This is a genomic window from Citricoccus sp. NPDC055426 (assembly GCF_040677445.1).
GTDB lineage: Bacteria > Actinomycetota > Actinomycetes > Actinomycetales > Micrococcaceae > Citricoccus.
The window spans coordinates 1-16,925 of sequence record NZ_JBFARZ010000014.1; the positions used below are offsets into that span (position 1 = coordinate 1).

The following is a 16,925-nucleotide window of genomic DNA, read 5'->3' on the forward strand; positions in this document are numbered from 1 at the left end:
CCTCTATTCGATCATGGTCATCAGCCCGAGGGAAGGGCCTACAGGGATCTGTGGATGACACGCCAGGGATGGGTCACCTGTGGAGGAATGGACCCCCCGGTTCAGGGCCCGGGGGCGGGTCCCGGGCGGCCCGCCCACAGCCGCCGCGATCCGTTCACTACCGTTATGATCCCGTGTCCCCGCGGTCCCCGGGTGTGGGCTAGATTCAGCGATCATCACCGCACACCGGGCTCCACCGCCGGCCCCTCCCCGGGGCCCGGCCGCGACCCTGCGCGATTCCTTCGCACCGGAACAGGTGCCCGTTCAGAGGTCTCCCCATGAACCCTGCGTCGTCTCCCACGGATCTTCCCCCACCGCCTGCGCGCGGTCCCTCGTCCGATGCGGCGGGCACCTCGAAACGGCCCTGCGCGACGCCGGACGCCTCCAGAGTGCCCACGCGCCGGCTCCGCTCGGTACGGGTGACGGCTGCCGCGGTGCTGGCGGGCGCCGTCGTCGTCGGCTCGGGTGCATTCCTGCCTGCAGCCGCTGCCCCGGTCAGTGGCCCCACCGCACCCGCCGCCCCAGGGGAACTCACCAGCGTGGAGCACGGCTACCCGGGCTACTTCAGCTCCCTCACCGTGGTGGAGGACGAACTCAGTGCTGAGGCGAACCACCTCACCGTGAGGGCCGATTTCTGCCTGCACCCCGAGGCCACGGCGGATGACGGCGTGGGGTTCGACATCATGTGGGACGCCCCGATCAGCAACTGGGAGGTGCTGGTCGGGCTGGATGAGCGGTACACGTCCTCCGCCCCGGTCACCGGTGACTCCGGCGAGACCGTCATGACCGCCGACATGGTCTTCTCCGTCACCGAGCTGCCGGACGGCTGGGGGCAGGAGCTCAAGACGAGCGTCGACCTCAACCTGGCCGCCGCGGACGCCGGCGCCGGCGCCGGCGCCACCGCGGACTCCGGGGCCGCCGCGGCCGGTGCCGGCTCCTGCGGCACGCTGGAACTGCCGATCGCCGCCCCGCTGGCGCTGGCCGACGTCGTGGAATCGCAGGAGTCCGAGGGCTTCGACGAATACGAGGAGTTCGACCCGTACGCCTACACCGTGGCCTTCGTGGACCAGGACGGCCGCCACAGTTCGGACTCGGTGCGCCTGAACCCCACGGAACTGCCCGTGCGCGAGGCCTGGGTCAACGGTGAGCTGGACTTCACCGGATCCACCCACTGGGTGCTGCTGACGAAGTCGGGCCCGTCGGCCGCGTTGGAGACCTCGGTGGTCCTGCAGGACGGCACGCTCTGCCTGGAGCCCTACGACGCCCTGATCATCGACTCCAGCACCCTGATGCCCACCAACCAGGAGCCTGACCTGGACGTCAGCTGCGAGGCGGGAACCAAGACCTTCACCCTGGAGAACCGGTTGCGGGCCGACCGCCAGCTGGTCATCTCCCAGTTCGACCCCCGTCCGGGGGCCGCCGCGGTCACCCATGAGCTCACGGTGGACCTCACCACGGACGGGGTGACGGAGCGCCGGAGCGCACAGGTCGTCTCGGCTGCGCCCGCCGGCCGGCTGACCGGGGCCTGGACCGCGCCCCGGGCCTGCCCGGCTCCCTTCGCGGACAATGCAGCCGGATCTGCCGGCACCTCGAACTCCGGCTACCACCGTGACATCCGCTGGATGCAGTGCTGGTCCATCACGCAGGGCTACGCGGACGGCACGTACCGCGCGGGCCGGTCCATCAGCCGCGGCGAATCGGTCGCGTTCCTCCACCGGTACAACCAGCAGGTGGGCCCGGCCTTCCCGCTGATGGCCCCCGGCGAACGTGACTACTGGGACGAGGTTGTGGAGAGCCCGTTCTGGGACATCGGCGAGGACCACACCTTCTTCGAGCCCGTCGTCTGGGCGGTGGGCCAGGGACTGACCACCGGCTATGCGGACGGCACCTTCCGCTCGACGCGGCCGGTCACGCGCGGTGAGCTCGTGGCCTTCACCTACCGCCTGGTGGACGGGGGCTACAGCGAGGTCTTCGAAGAGTTCGAAGACGGCGAGGAACCCGGCGAGGAGTCCGGCCCGTTCGTCGACGTGCCGGCTGATCACGGGTTCGCCCGCGAGATCGCCTGGCTCGTCGAGCAGGGGGTCATCAGGGGCTACCAGGATGGCACCTTCCGTCCGGCTCAGCGGATCACCCGGGGCGAGGTCGCCCGCGTGCTGACCCAGGTCCACGAACGGCTGGTCCAGCGGTAGCCGGCCGTTCCCTGCGGGGGCACCAGAACGTCCTTGAGGTCCGACGGCGGCCGGTCACCTTCCCTGCGGAAGGCGGCCGGCCGCCGTCGTGCCCGGGTTGAATCCGGCGCTCCGCGCCACGCTTTGCCCCGACCGCACCGACACGGTAGTATTGACCTTCGTTGTGCGTGTCCATTCCCGGATTCGCTGCGCCCACGGGTGGCCTGGTTGCATGGTCGCTACAGCCCGGGGTGACGTCGGGAAGCTTTCGGACCCGGCCTCACGTCAGTCCTCACCTGGCGTACCGGCTGCGCACCGATGAACTCAGTGACCGGCCTCGCGATTTCACGACCGCGGGCCGGAGAGCTGTAACCGACACCGAACACGAAGGCAAACAACGTGCGTACGTACACCCCGAAGCCCGGCGACGCCGATCGCCAGTGGCACGTCATTGACGCCACTGATGTCGTACTGGGTCGTCTTGCCAGCCAGACCGCAACACTGCTGCGCGGAAAGCACAAGCCGACCTACGCCCCCCACATGGACATGGGCGATTTCGTCATCATCATCAACGCTGAGAAGGTCGCCCTCACCGGCGCCAAGCTCGAGAAGAAGCGTGCCTACCGTCACTCCGGTTTCCCGGGTGGCCTCTCCTCCATGTCCTACGCGGAACTGCTGGAGAAGAACCCGGTGCGCGCCGTGGAGAAGGCCGTGCGCGGCATGCTCCCGAAGAACTCCCTGGCTGCTGACCAGATGCACAAGCTGAAGGTGTTCCGCGGTGCCGAGCACCCGCACGCCGCCCAGCAGCCCAAGACATTCGAAATCGGCCAGGTCGCCCAGTAACGGGTCAGCCACCACACATCTTTCAAGGAGAACCATGACTCTCAACGAGAATGAGTCGACCGAGGAAGTGGAGCTGACCAGCTACACCTCCGAGTCCACGAATGCCCCCGAGACGGTTGCCGTCGCCGAGCGCCCGGCCCTGACCGTCGGCGGCGGAGCCGTGGGACGCCGTAAGCGCGCCATCGCCCGCGTGCGCCTGATCCCGGGCACCGGTGCCTGGACCATCAACGGCCGCACCCTCGAGGACTACTTCCCGAACAAGCTGCACCAGCAGGAGGTCAACGACCCCTTCAAGCTCCTGGAGCTCGAAGGCGCCTACGACGTCGTCGTCCGCATCACCGGCGGCGGCCCCTCCGGCCAGTCCGGTGCCGTGCGCCTCGGCGTGGCCCGTTCCCTGAACGAGATCGACCGCGAGAACAACCGCGCCGCTCTCAAGAAGGCAGGCTTCCTGACCCGCGACGCCCGTGCGGTGGAGCGCAAGAAGGCCGGCCTCAAGAAGGCCCGCAAGGCCTCGCAGTTCTCGAAGCGCTGATCCTCAGCCCTTCACCTGCACCATCTCGCACTGTGCGGGCGTCATCCCTTCCGGGGGGTGGCGCCCGCACGGGCGTTTAAGCGTGTTTCAAGAGCGGGCGCCCGGGGCACGACGGCGGCCCGGTCACCCGGGTGCCCCCGTCACCTTGGCCATGGGGCCGGGCGGCGAGGCTCGGCCCCCACCGCTACCGGCCTGACTTGAGGGCGCCCCAGGTGTTCGGGCCGGCGATCCCGTCGGCGGCCAGGCCGCGCGAGGACTGATAGGCGCGCACGGCGGACTCGGTCTGGGCGCCGAGCACCCCGTCGTCGGCCAGCCCGGTGCCGGAGGCGGCGTTGAGGCCGCGCTGCAGGTAGCGCACCTCGGTGCCGCTGGCCCCGGAGCCCACCGAGGCCCCGGCGGCATGGTGGGTGGCCAGGGCCCCCCACGTCCGCGCACCGACCACACCGTCCACCCCGGTGCCGATCGAGGACTGGTACTCGCGCACAGCCTGCTCCGTGGCCGCCCCGAAGACACCGTCGGCCGCGCCGGGCCGGTGCCCGATCCCGGCGAGGGTCACCTGGACGCGGCGGACGGCGTCGCCCTCGTCTCCACGGCGCACCGTGGGGTAGTCGCGGGAGGCTCCCGGGCCGGCGTCGAGCCCCCCGGCCAATGCCGCCTTGACCTCGCGGCGCAGGGCGGGAAGCTTCGCGTAGAAGGCATCCCCGCAGCACAGGGTCTGGGCCCCGGGCACGTCGCGGTGGGCGATGATGTCCTCCACGGCGATCCCGTACCGCTCGCAGATGAAGGCGCTGAGATGCACCAGGGAGGCCCACTGGGCGTCGGTCGGCAGGCTGCGCATGTACAGGCCGTCCACCTCGATCCCCACCGACTGGTCGTTGAACCCGTAGGCGTGGGCGCCCTCGATGAACCGGGTCCCGTCCACCACGGCCGCGAGCGAGCCCTGCCGTCCCTCGAGCATCTGGCCGCCGCGGGCGATGGTGAACTGCTGCCCCGTGTCCGCCCAGCCGTTGGTCATGTGGTTGCGCTGGATCAGCCGGGCCACCTCCTGCGCGGCCTCGTCCGAGTAGTCGGCGGAGTTCACGTGCGTGGTGTGGTGGATGACCAGGTGACCGGGGCGGCGGTCGATGGTGGGCATCGGGCGCTTCGGCGCGGACGCGCCCCAGCCCTTGGCGGAGATCACGGTCGGGCGGCTGATGGTGGCGGCGAAGGCCGGTGCCGTGGACGCGGTGACGGCGCTGCCGAACGCGAAGAGGCCGCCCAAAGCGGCGGTGCCCTGCAGCAACCGGCGGCGGGACAGGGCGGGCTGTGACTGTGCGGGCCGGGACCGTCGCGGCTGGTCCGAGCCGGCAGAAGCGGGGTGCGCGGAGTGCGGTGCGGTGAGGTGATCGTTCACGTCAGGCTCCATTCAGGACGATCCGGAACCTCGCGGGGACTGCCGGGGAAGCAGGCGAGAGTCCGGTCGCTGGTGGTGGTCGACTTGAGACGGTGCCCTCAACCTACGCGGGTGATCTGCCTCATGCACGGCAGAAACGCCGAATGGTCCACCGGGGGAGCCAAGTCAGGACCTTTGGACAGGGCCGAGGGCGGGGGAGGCGGGCGGGGAAGACAGCGCACAACCCGGGGCCCGCGCGGTCCTGTGGAACAGTGGAGTCCGCCGACATCTGCCACCCGGCAGCTGTCACCCGTCACCCGTCACGAGGAGCCCGAGCATGCCGACATCGCCTGTTCCGCCGGTCTCCCCGCCGGCCACCGGCACTCCGCCGGCAACCAGTGCCCCGCCGCCCACCGCCGGGGCACTGCTGTGGCGGTCCCTGCGCCGCCGGAAGGGCCGCGTGGCCGCGAGCCTGACGCTGATGACGCTGTGGCAGGTGTGCGAGGCCTTCGTGCCGATCGCCATCGGGATCATCGTGGACGTGGCGATCGTCCCCCTGGACGGCACCGCCATGATCCTGAGCCTCGTGGGGATCGGGCTGCTCTTCGCCGTGCTGTCCCTGGGCTACCGCTTCGGCTCCCGGTTGGCCAACACCGCCCTGCAGCAGGAGGCCCACGCCCTGCGCGTGGAGGTCGCCGAGGTGCCGCTGACCTCCGGGGCCGTGGCTGCCCGGTCGAACGCCGGCGAGGTGCTCTCGCTGTCCTCCGCCGACGCCGACGTCACCGCCCTGGTGTTCCGGCAGATCGCCGCCGGCGGTTCTGCGGTCATCGGCCTGGTGGCGGTCTCGGTGTACCTGCTGGTCACGGACGTGGCGGTCGGGCTCGTGGTGCTCGTGGGGGTGCCGCTCAGCCTGTTGCTCGTGGCCCTGCCCTCACGGTCCATCTCCCGGCACTCCACCGTGCAGCAGGAGGCGATCGGCCTGGCCAGCCGCCGGGCCGGCGACATCCTGGCGGGGCTGCGGGTGCTCAGCGCGGGAGGCGGTGAACGCTGGGCGAGCGCGCACTACCGCGAGGCCTCGCAGCGAGCCGGGCGGGCCGGCGTCGTGATGGCCGAACGCAGCGGCCGGCTCGAGGCGATCGGTGCCCTCGGCACCGCCGTGGTGCTCGCGCTGGTCCTGCTGGTGGCCGGGCAGCGGGTGCTCTCCGGGGAGCTGAGCCTCGGTGCGCTGGTCTCGGTGGTCGGCGTGGCCGTGTTCTTCCAGGAGCCGGTGCGCACCATCACCGCGATGGTCGGGACCTTCGCCCGTTCGCACGGGGCGGCCCGGCGGATCGCGGCCTTCCTCAACGCGGTCCCCGCGGAGCAGACGGGTGACCAGGTGCCGGAGTCGGCGGCCCTGCGCATCACCGGGCTGACGCTGGGTGCGTCGCCGGGTGCGCAGTCGGAGTACACGGAGTCGGAGTACACAGACGAGGAGCACGACGGCGGCGCTCGGCCCAAGCGCGACGCCCACCTCGACCTGGACGTGCCGCCGGGCCGGTTCGTGGCCCTCGTGGTGGAGGACCCAGCACACGCCGCGACCATGCTCGAGGCCGTGGACGGGCTGGGCGAGCAGGCCGGGGCGGTGCTGATCGGCGGTCATCCACGCAGCCGGCTGGTGCCCCGGCTGGCCACACACCTGGTCGTGGCGCCCCACCGGGTGGACCTGTTCTCCGGCACGGTGCGGTCGAACATCCTCCTGCACCACGGGGACCCGGAGCTGGATCGCGAGGTCGATCCGCAGGTGCTCGCGGCTGCCGGGGTCGCCGAGATCATCGGGCACTTCACGGACGGGCTGGACCACCGGGTGGACGAGGGCGGGCGCAACCTCTCCGGCGGCCAACGCCAGCGGATCGCCCTGGCCCGTGCCCTGCACGCCGATCCGGCGGTGCTCGTCCTGCACGAACCGACCAGCGCCGTGGACGCCGTCACCGAGTACCAGATCGCCCAGGGCGTGAAGTCGCTGCGGTCGTCCCAGCCCGGGGGCGGCGCCCGGGGCAACACCGTCCGCACCACCGTGGTGGTCACCTCCTCGCCGGCCTTCCTGGCCGTGGCGGACACCGTGGTGCACGTACGCCGGGACGGCACGAGCACCGCGGGAACCCATCAGTCGTTGAGTGAGGGCTCCGAGGCCTACCGGACGGCGGTGGACCGATGAGCCAATACGTCGCCGCGGAGCCCGGCCACGAACCGGGGGGTGACCCGGACGGGGAGACCGGCCACGAGGCCGGCGTCCTGCCCCTGGCCCGCCCGGCCGACTCCTTCCGGATGCTCTGGCGGCACACGAGCGGCCAGCGCGGATCCGTGACGCTCGTCGGGATCACGGGGCTGGTGGCGGCCCTCGCCGGTCTGGTGGCCCCGGTGGTGATCGGCTGGCTGGTGGACGTGCTGCTGGCCGCAGAAGTCCCCGAAGCCGGCCCCCTCGATCCGGCGGGCGCCCTCTGGTGGGCCGCGGCCGCCGTCGCCGGTGCCGGTCTGGTGGCCGCCGCCTGCGCCTGGGCCGGCCAGGCGTGGTTGGCCCGCGCCGCCGAACCCACGGTGGCCGGACTGCGGGAGGCCGTGATGGACCGCGCCCTGCGGATCGGCTCGGCGCGACTGGACGGCACTGAGACCGGTGATCTGGTGTCCCGGGTGGCCGAGGATGCGCGCGAGGTCAGCCAGGCGGCCAGCACGGTGATCCCGCTGGTGGTGCAGTCGCTGTTCACGGTGGTGGTCTCCGGGGCCGGGCTGGCCGTGGTGGACTGGCGGCTCGGTCTCGTCGGACTGCTGGCCGTCCCGATGTACTGGACCACCCTGCGCTGGTACCTGCCGCGATCCGGGCCCGTCTACCGCCAGGAACGCGCCGCCTTCGGCACCCGCGCCTCCCGGCTGCTCGGCGGCGTCACCGGGGCCCGGACGCTGCGCGCCTACGACGCCCAGGGACCCGAACTCGAGCGTATCCACGCCGCCTCCGCGCAGGCCCGCGACCTGTCCATCGGGGTGTTCGGCTTCCTCACCCGGGCATTCAGCCGGAACAACCGGGCCGAGGCCGTGGTGCTCGCGGCCCTGCTCGGCGTCGGGTACCTGCTGGTGTCCGGCGGCTACGTCACGGCAGGCGCCGTGACCACGGCCGCCCTGCTGTTCCACCGGCTGTTCAACCCGATCGGCGCCCTCGTCGGCATGTTCGACCAGGTCCAGTCCGCCGGAGCCTCACTGGCCCGGATGGCCGGGGTCATCGACCTGCCCGTGCCCGAGCGTACTGCCCGCCTGCGCGGCGGGGCGCTGGAACTGGCCGGGATCTCCCATACCTACGACGACGGCACCCCCGCCCTGCACGACGTCCACCTGACGATCGGGCCGGGAGAGGTGGTGGCCGTCGTCGGGACCACCGGGGCCGGCAAGTCCACGCTGGCGCAGATCGCGGCGGGCATGGTGGCGCCCACCGCGGGGACGGCACGGCTCGGCGGCACGGAGCTGACCGCCGCGGACCCGGTGAGCCTGCGCGAGCACGTCACCATGGTCTCCCAGGAGGTGCACGGCTTCGCGACCACCGTGGCGGAGAACCTGCGGGTGGCCCGGCCGGGGGCTACTGCTGGGGAACTGCAGGCGGCGCTGGCCGCGGTCGGGGCGGACTGGGTGGCGCAGCTGCCGCACGGCCTGGACACCGAGGTGGGGGAGGACGGACACCGGCTGGACCCCATGCAGCTGCAGATGCTGGCGCTGGCCCGGGTGGCGCTCGCCGACCCGCAGCTGGTGGTGCTGGATGAGGCGACGGCAGAGGCCAGCTCAGCCGGCGCCCGGCGACTGGACGTCGCCGCGGCCAAGGTGCTCACCGGGCGCAGCGCCCTGGTGGTGGCCCACCGCCTCAGCCAGGCCGCCGGCGCGGACCGGATCCTGGTGATGGAGGGCGGGCGGATCGTCGAGTCCGGGACCCATGAGCAGTTGCGCGCGGCCGGCGGCCGCTACGCAGAGCTCTCCCGTGCCTGGTTCGGCGCCTGAGGTGCCTGAGGTGCCGAGCCGTCAATCCGCCGAGCCGCCCGAGCCGTCAACCGTCTCGCCTCTTACACTTTCAGTCGACTTGGCGTGGGTGTTTGGATCAATCACCCACCCCAAGTCGACTGAAAGCGGGGGTAGCGGGGAAGTGGACGAAGCGGGGCCGGCGGCCCGTCGGCTCACGCGGTGGGACCGAACAGGCGGGCACGGTTCCTCACCAGGGCGATGACGCGGCGGAACCCGTCCTGGAGGTCCTCGGCGGTGGCCCGGATGACCATCCATCCGTGGGCCTGGAACCAGGCATCCCGGCGGGCATCGCGCGCCTGCTGTTCCTTGGTGCGGTGGTGCGCCCCGTCGAACTGGAGGGCGATCTTCCACTGCCGGTAGCCCAGGTCAGTCAACGGCGCCTGCCGGTCACGTGGGTCCGCGGATACCTGGAGCTGTGGTTCCGGGAGGCCGTCTTCCACCAGCGCGAGTCTGAGGAACGTCTCCGGGGGAGAATCCGATCCGGCCCGGAGAAGAGGCAAGGCGGCACGGGCCAGGCGAACTCCCTTGAATCGTCCGACCTCGGTGAGTGTCTGGCGCAGGGCCGTCACCGTCGATGTCGGCTCGTCCCGTCCGTGCGGAGTCCAGGGTGGTGTCAGGAGGAAGTCGCCCGCAGCGATCAGGTGCTGCTCCTGTCCTGGCCGGAGGAGCGAGGCCAGGTCGCACCAGGTGCGTTCGGCCGAGGTCATGCGAAGGCCGCGGATGGTGACGATGTGCGCCTCGGGCAAGGGGCGGCGGTGCGCCGTGAAGCCGGACCGGATGGAGGTGTGGACTCGGCTCGGCAGGGTCACCTCCAGTTCCACGACGCCGTCGAGCCAGTTGGGGAGGGGGATGCCATGGCAGAGTGCAGCGGACCGGTGGGACAGGACGCCGCCGACCTTCCGGAGCAGCACTGCATCCCGCACGGCTTGCCTGAACGGGTCATGCTTCTTGGGCGGCGCAGTGGCGTGGGGTTCTGCTGATGCCCCCGTGACGGATGGCTCGTCCAGGTCGTCGCCAGATCGGTAGACACCTCGGGCCACGGCCACGACGTCCGCCGCTTTGAGCCGGTTGCGGTTCACCCGATGTGAGGCGGCATCCTGTGCGGTGAAGACGGTGTCCTGGAGAGCTGACGGCAATGGCTTGGCGCGGGTCACGTCTTCGAGTATTCCCACGCGCCGACAGCATGTGGCGTTCGCGGGTCGGCATGGTGGACGGCTCGCCGCCACTGGGACGGCTGTGGAGGAGTGGCGAAGGCCCGCAGGAGCGGAGACCCACCCCCCCCCGACACCCGACCAAGCTGTGCTTTCAGTCGACTTGGGGTGGGTGATTGGGCCAAAAACCCACCCCAAGTCGACTGAAAACGGGGGAGGGGAGGGGGAGGGGGCAGAGAGGGCCGAGGAAGGAGAAGGAGGTCAGGAGCCTTCCGCGCGGCCCTGCTTCCAGTAGCCCATGAAGGACACGCACTTCTTGTCGATGCCCAGGTCCTTCACCAGGTGCCGGCGCAGCCCGGTGATCGTCCCGGCCTCGCCGGCCAGCCAGGCATACCAGTGCCCGTGCGGGCTCGTCGGCGGGACCTCCCACAGCGTCGCGTCCGGATCCTCGGCGGGGTCCGCCTCGGCACCGCTCACTCCGCGAGCACCAGCACCTCCGCCAGCACCAGCGCCGCCACCGGCCACCTCGGCCCCGAACTCGCGGCCCCAGGCCCGTACGGCCTCGCTCAGCACCTCGCCGTGCGGACGGTCGCCGCGGGGGAGCCAGTTCAGTTGCACCTTGGCCCGGGTGTCCACGGGCAGGATGTCCGAGGCGCCGGGCACCTCGAGGAACACGTGCCCCGTGAACTCCTCGGGGAGCGTCTCGAGCACGGAGCAGATGGCGGGCGCGGCGGTCTCGTCGCCCACCAGCAGCACGGTCCGAGCCGTGCCGGGATCCCATTCGATACCGCCGCTGCGGCCGCGGCCCCCGGTCTCGGAGCGCTCGTCCGGTCCCAGGATCACCAGTTCATCCCCGACGCCGGCCCCCAGGGCCCACGCGGACGCCGGCCCCTGGATGCCGTGCAGCACGAAGTCGACGTCGATCTCCCGGGCCTCCGGGCGGACGTCCCGCACGGTGTAGGTGCGCAGCGCGTTCCGCTCCTCGTCCGGAAGCTGACGCCACCGGGAGTACCACTCCATCATCGCGGGGGCGGGATCATCGAACAGCCCCACCTCGGGCAGGGTGCCGTCCGCGCGGGGCAGCATGAGCTTGATGCGCTGATCGAGGCCGCCGGTGCCGAAGTGCTGCAGGTCGTCATCGGCGAAGGTGAACCGCACGAAGTGCTCACTGAGCCGGCTGATCCGCGCCACCCTGGTGCGGTAGGCACGGGTCGTCGGATAGGTCGTGGTGGTGAGGGTCTCGGTCATGGCTGCTTTCCGTAGGGGTCGAGGCCGCCGGCCTCCGCGTGCCCTTCGATGCAAGGTAAGGCACACCTAATTAATCTACGGAGTGATGCCGTATTCCGCAACGTGTCAGCCACATCGATCGTTCGCCCTCAGGGCCGTTCACCCTCATTGACCGTTCAACGTCAGCGCCGCCACGCACCAGAAGCCGCACGCCGTGAAGGCGCCCTCTTCCGCCGGCATCCCGCTGTACCGGTACAGCAGCGGCCCGCGGCCCAGCTCCTCGCGCAGCGCGTCGATGGTGGCGGACATCCGCGGGCCGGTGTCGAAGCCGCTGATCGTGTGCAGCAGCACGGAGGCGTCCAGCTGGTCGCCCCCGCGGTACATGATGTAGGCGCCGCGTTCCTCGGACCAACCGTGTTCGTCGATCCAGGCCCGGACGCGGTCCCGTTCGTCCCGCCACCGGTCGTCCGTGCCCGGAAGGTGCCCGCCGTCAGCCAGGGTGATGGCCCGGTCCAGGGCGTCGTTGCCCGAGACCACCGGGCCGATCCCGCGCCAGCCGGGCACGTCCAGTTCCGCGGTGCCGGTCTCGGGGAGTTCACCGTTGAGCCGGTTGAGGACGTGGAGCCGGGGCGACTGCTCGCGGGCCAGCCGCAGCAGCCACGAGACGGCGGCGTGCACATCCTCCTGCTCCCCCAGCCGGAGCAGGGCATGCAGGGCATAGGTGGCGTCACGGATCCAGGCGAAACGGTAGTCGTAGTTCTTGGTGCCCTCGCGGTTCTCGGGCAGGGAGGTGGTGGCGGCCGCGGCGATGGACCCGGACGGACTGTGGCCGAGCATCTTCAGCACCAGGGCACTGCGACGCACCTCCTCGGGGTACGGTCCGTCGTACTCCAGCAGATCGGTCCACCGCCGCCACAGGTCCACGCTCAGCCCCACGTTCCGCCGGATCGCCTTCGGTTCCGGCAGCCGCAGCGGCTCCGCCGCGGTCCCGACGACGGCCAGCAGGTGCGCTGTACCCTCGCCGGTGGTGAACCGGCCCGAGATCGTCTGCGGGCCGGCGTCGTGCGCCCCGGCCTGTTCGCTGCGGACGGCGAGGGATACCCCGCCCACCCGGACCACCGGCCCCTGGCCGGTGTGCTGCACCCACGGGGAGGCGCCGTTGAGCATGGTGCCCGGCCGCACGCGCCAGGCCATGGGCACCTGCCCCTCGACGCCGTCCACGCACCGGGCCAGTTCCGTCCACGGCAGCGCCCCGGTGGAGCCCATGTTGAGCGAATCGGTGACGCGCACGGTGCCCACCGGGGTCGTGCACGTGGTGCGCAGCACGTTCGTCCCGGCCACGTACTCCCGGTGGACCTGCAGGTCGGCGGCCACGTCCACGCCCGCCGCGGCCAGGGCCTGGGGGTCCGGCTGCAACTCGATGCAGCCGCCGTGGCCGGCGTCCAGCAGGCGCGCGAACACGGGGGCGGAGTCCAGGTCCGGGACGGGGAACCAGTCCACGGAACCGTCCCGGGCGATCAGCGCCACGGTGCGCCCGTTGCCGATCGCGGCATAGGAGCGCAGGTCCACGTAGCCGTCACGGCGGTCGGACAGCTGGGCGCTCACAGGACCCCCTTCGTGGGCTGATTGCGTGGGCTACGTGCGGCCCACTGTAGGGGAGGGCGCCGGGGCGGTCCATGCTCCTGGGCCCGGCCCCGACGGCGGCGTGGAGGCCGATCCCGGGGGCAGCCAGGCCGGGGCGTCGAGCAACCAGGTGCCCCGGGCGGCGCGGCCGATGAGCAGCCCCACGCCGATCGCCAGTGCGGCCACGCCCCAGACGGTCCAGCCGGACCAGGGGCCGGTCAGCAGCGGCGAGCCCGTCAGGTAGAGCGCGCAGCACGCGGCCACCACCACCGTGGTGTGGGAGACGTACACCTCCAGGGTGTGCCGGCCCAGGTGCGCCAGGCCGCGCGCCAGCGCCGGGGCCCACTGCAGGGTCACGGCCAGGGCCACCCCGCCAATCACGCCGCAGACCTGGCCGAGGAACTCCACCCCGATCGTCTCGCGATACCCGTACAGCACGTCCAGCCAGACGAAGGCCACGAACCAGCCGACCGCCACGGCAGCCCACACGGTGCGGGGAAGGCGCGTGACGCCGTCGCGCACCAGGGAGCTGCCCCGCGCCGCGGCGAGGAAGAAGATGAAGTAGGCCGGGGCCTTGTGGAATCCGGTGCCCAGCAGGTGGCGGATCTCGCCGGGCTCCCAGCCGGCGACGCCCTGCCAGAGGAGCCCGGACCAGAGCACGGAGAGGGCGGCGGCCCCCACCAGCAGCACCGCCGTGGGGACGCGCCGCAGCAGGCGGCCGGCCAGGAAGAAGACCACCAGCGCCCAGAGGAACCACAGCTCGGCATTGGCGCGCAGCGGGGACCACGCCCACGTCTCGAGCTGTTGCGGCAGGTGCGTCTGGACCATGCCCGGCAGCAGCTGGCCGCCGATGATCCGGTAGGCGATGATCGGGATCTGCCAGAGCAGGAAGACCCAGGCCAGCAGGGCGATCTTGCCGCGCATCAGCTCCCGCCAGCCCGCGCGCAGCCACTTGGCGGCGAACAGGCCGGACATGGCGAAGAACAGCGGCATGCGCAGGTCCTCGAACGCGAGGTTCAGGGTGCTGAACGCCTCGATCCGCTCCATGTCCGCCTGGCGCAGCCACAGGCTCGTGTGCAGTAGGACCACCAGGACGATGGACAGGCCCTTGGCGGTGTCCACCCACTGCGCGCGGGCGCCGGCCAGGGCGCCGGGCAGGGTGGGGCGGGCGGTGTGGGACATGGAGACATTTCGGCTGGGGGCAGGCGGGGTCAGGCTGGGCAGGCGGGGCAGCGAGGGCAGCGAAGGCAGTCGGGTCATGATCACGGCGGCAGACGCCGGTGACACGAGCGACACCCCACCGTACCCCGGGGCTTACGTCCCGTGGTTCCGCCCCACCGGGACCACCATCGGCCGGCCGGACACCGGGTGACTACGGAAAACCGGCGCGATCGGCCCCTACCTCCCACCACGCTTTGAGGGCAATCCCTACCGGTGGGGATTGCCCTCAAAGCGTGGTGTTCAGCGGCTGCCGTCAGAGCACCTTGGAGAGGAACTCCTGCAGGCGCGGCTGCTGGGGGTTGTCGAAGATCTCGGACGGTGTCCCCGCCTCCACGATCTTCCCGCCGTCCATGAACAGCACCCGGTCCGCCACCTCGCGGGCGAAGCCCATCTCATGGGTCACGAGCACCATGGTCATGCCCTCCTCGGCGAGGTCGCGGATGACCTGCAGCACCTCGCCCACCATCTCGGGGTCCAGGGCGGAGGTGGCTTCGTCGAACAGCATGATCTGCGGGCTCATGGCCAGCGCCCGGGCAATCGCCACGCGCTGCTTCTGACCGCCGGACAACGACGCCGGCCGCGCGTCCGCCTTGTCCGCCAGACCCACGCGGTCCAACAGTTCCTCGGCACGCTGACGCGCCTCCGCCTTGGACAGGTTCCCGAGCTCGACGGGGGCCAGCATGATGTTCTCCGCCACCGTCATGTGCGGGAACAGGTTGAACTGCTGGAACACCATGCCGATGTGCCGGCGGACCTTGTTGATGTCCACCTTCGGGTCGGTCAGGTCGTAGTCGCCGATCCGCACGGTGCCGCCGGAGATCTCCTCCAGCCGGTTCAGGCAGCGCAGGAAGGTGGACTTGCCGGAGCCGGAGGGCCCGATCACGCACACCACCTGGCGTTCGCGGATCTGGCCGGTGATGCCGGTCAGGACGTGGTTGTCCCCGAATGACTTCTTCAGGTCCTGGACGTCCACCACCACGGTCTCGCCGATGGTGCGGCCGGTGCCGGGGGAGGTGCCGGGCGTGCCGGAGGTGACGGGGCCGCCGTCGTTGCCGGGGCCCGGGGTCTCCGGGGTTTCAGGGGCGGAGGCGCTCACTTGTTGACCTTCCTGTCCACGTAGTTGGCGAGCTGGGTGAGGGCGGTGATCGCGATGAAGTACAGCAGTGCGGCGATCAGCAGCACCTCGGTGACGCGGAAGTTCGCCGCGTAGATCTGCTGGGCCTGGTAGAGCAGCTCGGCGAAGCCGATGGCCAGCAGCAGAGAGGAGTCCTTGAGCATGATGACCAGCTGGTTGATCAGCGAGGGGGTCATCATCTTGAACGCCTGCGGCAGCACCACGCGCTGCATGGTCTTGCCGTGGCCCAGGCCCAGGGACCGGGAGGCCTCGGCCTGGCCCGGGTCCACGGACTGCACGGCGCCACGCACGATCTCCGCGATGTACGCCGCGCCGTTGAAGGTCAGGGTCATCACGCCGGCCACCCAGATGTTGACCGGGGTGCCGATCAGCTGGGGCAGGCCGAAGTAGAAGAAGAACGCCCAGACCAGGATCGGGGTGCCGCGGAAGATGCTGATGAAGGTGACCGCGATGCCCCGCAGCACGGGGTTGGACGCGATCTTCATGAAACCGAACGCCAGGCCCAGGATCATGGCCAGGGCGAAGGAGATGCCGGTGACGAGCAGGGTGTTGCCCAGGCCGGACAGCAGGGCCGGCAGCGCGGTGACGATCAGGCCCCAGAAGGAGCTCTTGTCCACGCCGTCGTCCTCACCGCCGAGGTAGGTGCCCACGATCTCGTCGTATTCCCCGGACTCCTGCAATTCGGCCAGGCCGGCGTCGAACTTCTGGAGCAGCTCGGCGTTCTGGCCCTTGTTGACGGCGAAGCCGTAGTCGCCGGTGGGGATCTCCTCGCCGATCGTGACCAGCCCGGAGCCCTGCTCCACGCCGTAGGCGATGATCGGGTAGTCGTCCATCAGGGCATCGGCGCTGCCGGACTTCACGGACTCCACCATGGTGGTGGTCTGGTCCAGCGAGGTGATCTCGAAGCCGTATTCCTCCTGCTGCGCCTTCGCCTCCTCCTCGGACAGCGAGCCGGTCTTGACGGCCAGGGTCTTGCCCCCGAGGTCCTCCCAGCCGGCGATCTCCTCCGCGTTGGCCTCGGTGGTGGCCAGCGTCAGCGTGCCCGTGAAGTAGGGCTCGGAGAAGTCGAAGATCTCCGCGCGTTCGTCCGTGATGCCCATGCCGGCGATCACGCCGTCGGCCTGGCCCGACTGGACGGCCTGCAGGGCGGCGTTGAAGCCGAGCGACTGCCACTCGACCTCGAACCCCTGGTCCTCGGCGATGGCCTCCATGATGTCGATGTCGATACCGGTCAGGTTGCCCGAGCTGTCCCGGAACTCGAACGGGGCGAAGGTGGTGTCCGTGGCGATCGTGTAGGTTTCGCCGGATCCGGACTCGCCCTCGGCGAGGGTGGCGGCGCTGGCCGCGGGGGCGATCCCGAGCAGCAGCACCCCCAATGCGGCCATCGCCGCGAGGAGAGTCCTCACGGCGGTTCTGAAGCGGGTCTCTCTCACGAGGGTGTCCCTTCGGATGGTGGAGTGTTGACGTGCTCGGTAGCCTACTCCGGCGGTGAGGCCGATCACCCGGTGACACAGGCCCCGGCCAACTTGGATCACGAGCGCAATAGATGTCGACTCCACCGGCGTGTTTCGACATCGAC

Annotated in this window: 12 protein-coding genes; 5 read left to right on the top strand and 7 right to left on the bottom strand. The window is 71.0% G+C overall.

The window, feature by feature from the left end; all coding sequences use genetic code 11:
- Positions 1-458: 458 nt before the first annotated feature.
- From AB0K08_RS15240 to rpsI, 3 genes are all read left to right on the top strand, one after another.
- Positions 459-2,228, top strand: a complete 1,770-nt coding sequence (locus AB0K08_RS15240; RefSeq protein ID WP_363355882.1) for an S-layer homology domain-containing protein — start codon at positions 459-461, stop codon at positions 2,226-2,228.
- 378 nt (positions 2,229-2,606) lie between these two features.
- Complete coding sequence (gene rplM, locus AB0K08_RS15245; RefSeq protein ID WP_363355884.1) at positions 2,607-3,050, top strand: 50S ribosomal protein L13; 444 nt, start codon at positions 2,607-2,609, stop codon at positions 3,048-3,050.
- A gap of 34 nt (positions 3,051-3,084) precedes the next feature.
- Entirely contained in the window at positions 3,085-3,582 is a 498-nt protein-coding gene (rpsI, locus tag AB0K08_RS15250) for a 30S ribosomal protein S9 (RefSeq protein ID WP_363355886.1), read from the top strand.
- A gap of 184 nt (positions 3,583-3,766) precedes the next feature.
- On the opposite strand, the gene AB0K08_RS15255 is transcribed toward rpsI, so the two are convergent.
- On the bottom strand, positions 3,767-4,975 hold the full coding sequence (locus tag AB0K08_RS15255; protein ID WP_363355888.1) for an N-acetylmuramoyl-L-alanine amidase: 1,209 nt from the start codon (positions 4,973-4,975) through the stop codon (positions 3,767-3,769).
- Positions 4,976-5,291: 316 nt separating this feature from the next.
- Between AB0K08_RS15255 and AB0K08_RS15260 the strand changes: the two genes are divergently transcribed.
- Complete coding sequence (locus AB0K08_RS15260) at positions 5,292-7,148, top strand: ABC transporter ATP-binding protein (RefSeq protein WP_363355890.1); 1,857 nt, start codon at positions 5,292-5,294, stop codon at positions 7,146-7,148.
- The gene (locus AB0K08_RS15265) at positions 7,145-8,968 is read left to right on the top strand and encodes an ABC transporter ATP-binding protein (RefSeq protein ID WP_363355892.1); all 1,824 of its coding nucleotides are present in this window, start codon (positions 7,145-7,147) and stop codon (positions 8,966-8,968) included. Before AB0K08_RS15260 ends, AB0K08_RS15265 begins: the two co-directional genes overlap by 4 nt.
- A gap of 173 nt (positions 8,969-9,141) precedes the next feature.
- Here the strand turns inward: AB0K08_RS15265 and AB0K08_RS15270 are convergent, their stop codons facing one another.
- The 6 genes from AB0K08_RS15270 to AB0K08_RS15295 form a co-directional block, all read right to left on the bottom strand.
- On the bottom strand, positions 9,142-10,143 hold the full coding sequence (locus AB0K08_RS15270; RefSeq protein ID WP_363355894.1) for a DUF559 domain-containing protein: 1,002 nt from the start codon (positions 10,141-10,143) through the stop codon (positions 9,142-9,144).
- A gap of 258 nt (positions 10,144-10,401) precedes the next feature.
- Complete coding sequence (locus tag AB0K08_RS15275; protein ID WP_363355895.1) at positions 10,402-11,388, bottom strand: siderophore-interacting protein; 987 nt, start codon at positions 11,386-11,388, stop codon at positions 10,402-10,404.
- Positions 11,389-11,532: 144 nt separating this feature from the next.
- Positions 11,533-12,972: a glycoside hydrolase family 15 protein gene (locus tag AB0K08_RS15280; RefSeq protein ID WP_363355897.1), complete on the bottom strand. Its 1,440-nt coding sequence runs from the start codon at positions 12,970-12,972 to the stop codon at positions 11,533-11,535.
- Between the two features lie 30 nt (positions 12,973-13,002).
- A complete protein-coding gene (locus AB0K08_RS15285; RefSeq protein WP_363355899.1) occupies positions 13,003-14,172 on the bottom strand; it encodes an acyltransferase family protein in 1,170 nt (389 codons plus the stop codon).
- Between the two features lie 292 nt (positions 14,173-14,464).
- Complete coding sequence (locus AB0K08_RS15290) at positions 14,465-15,202, bottom strand: amino acid ABC transporter ATP-binding protein (protein ID WP_363356012.1); 738 nt, start codon at positions 15,200-15,202, stop codon at positions 14,465-14,467.
- Between the two features lie 101 nt (positions 15,203-15,303).
- Positions 15,304-16,752 carry an ABC transporter substrate-binding protein/permease gene (locus AB0K08_RS15295; RefSeq protein ID WP_363355901.1) on the bottom strand — a complete coding sequence of 483 codons (1,449 nt, stop codon included), beginning with the start codon at positions 16,750-16,752 and terminating at the stop codon, positions 15,304-15,306.
- Between the last annotated feature and the right edge of the window lie 173 nt (positions 16,753-16,925).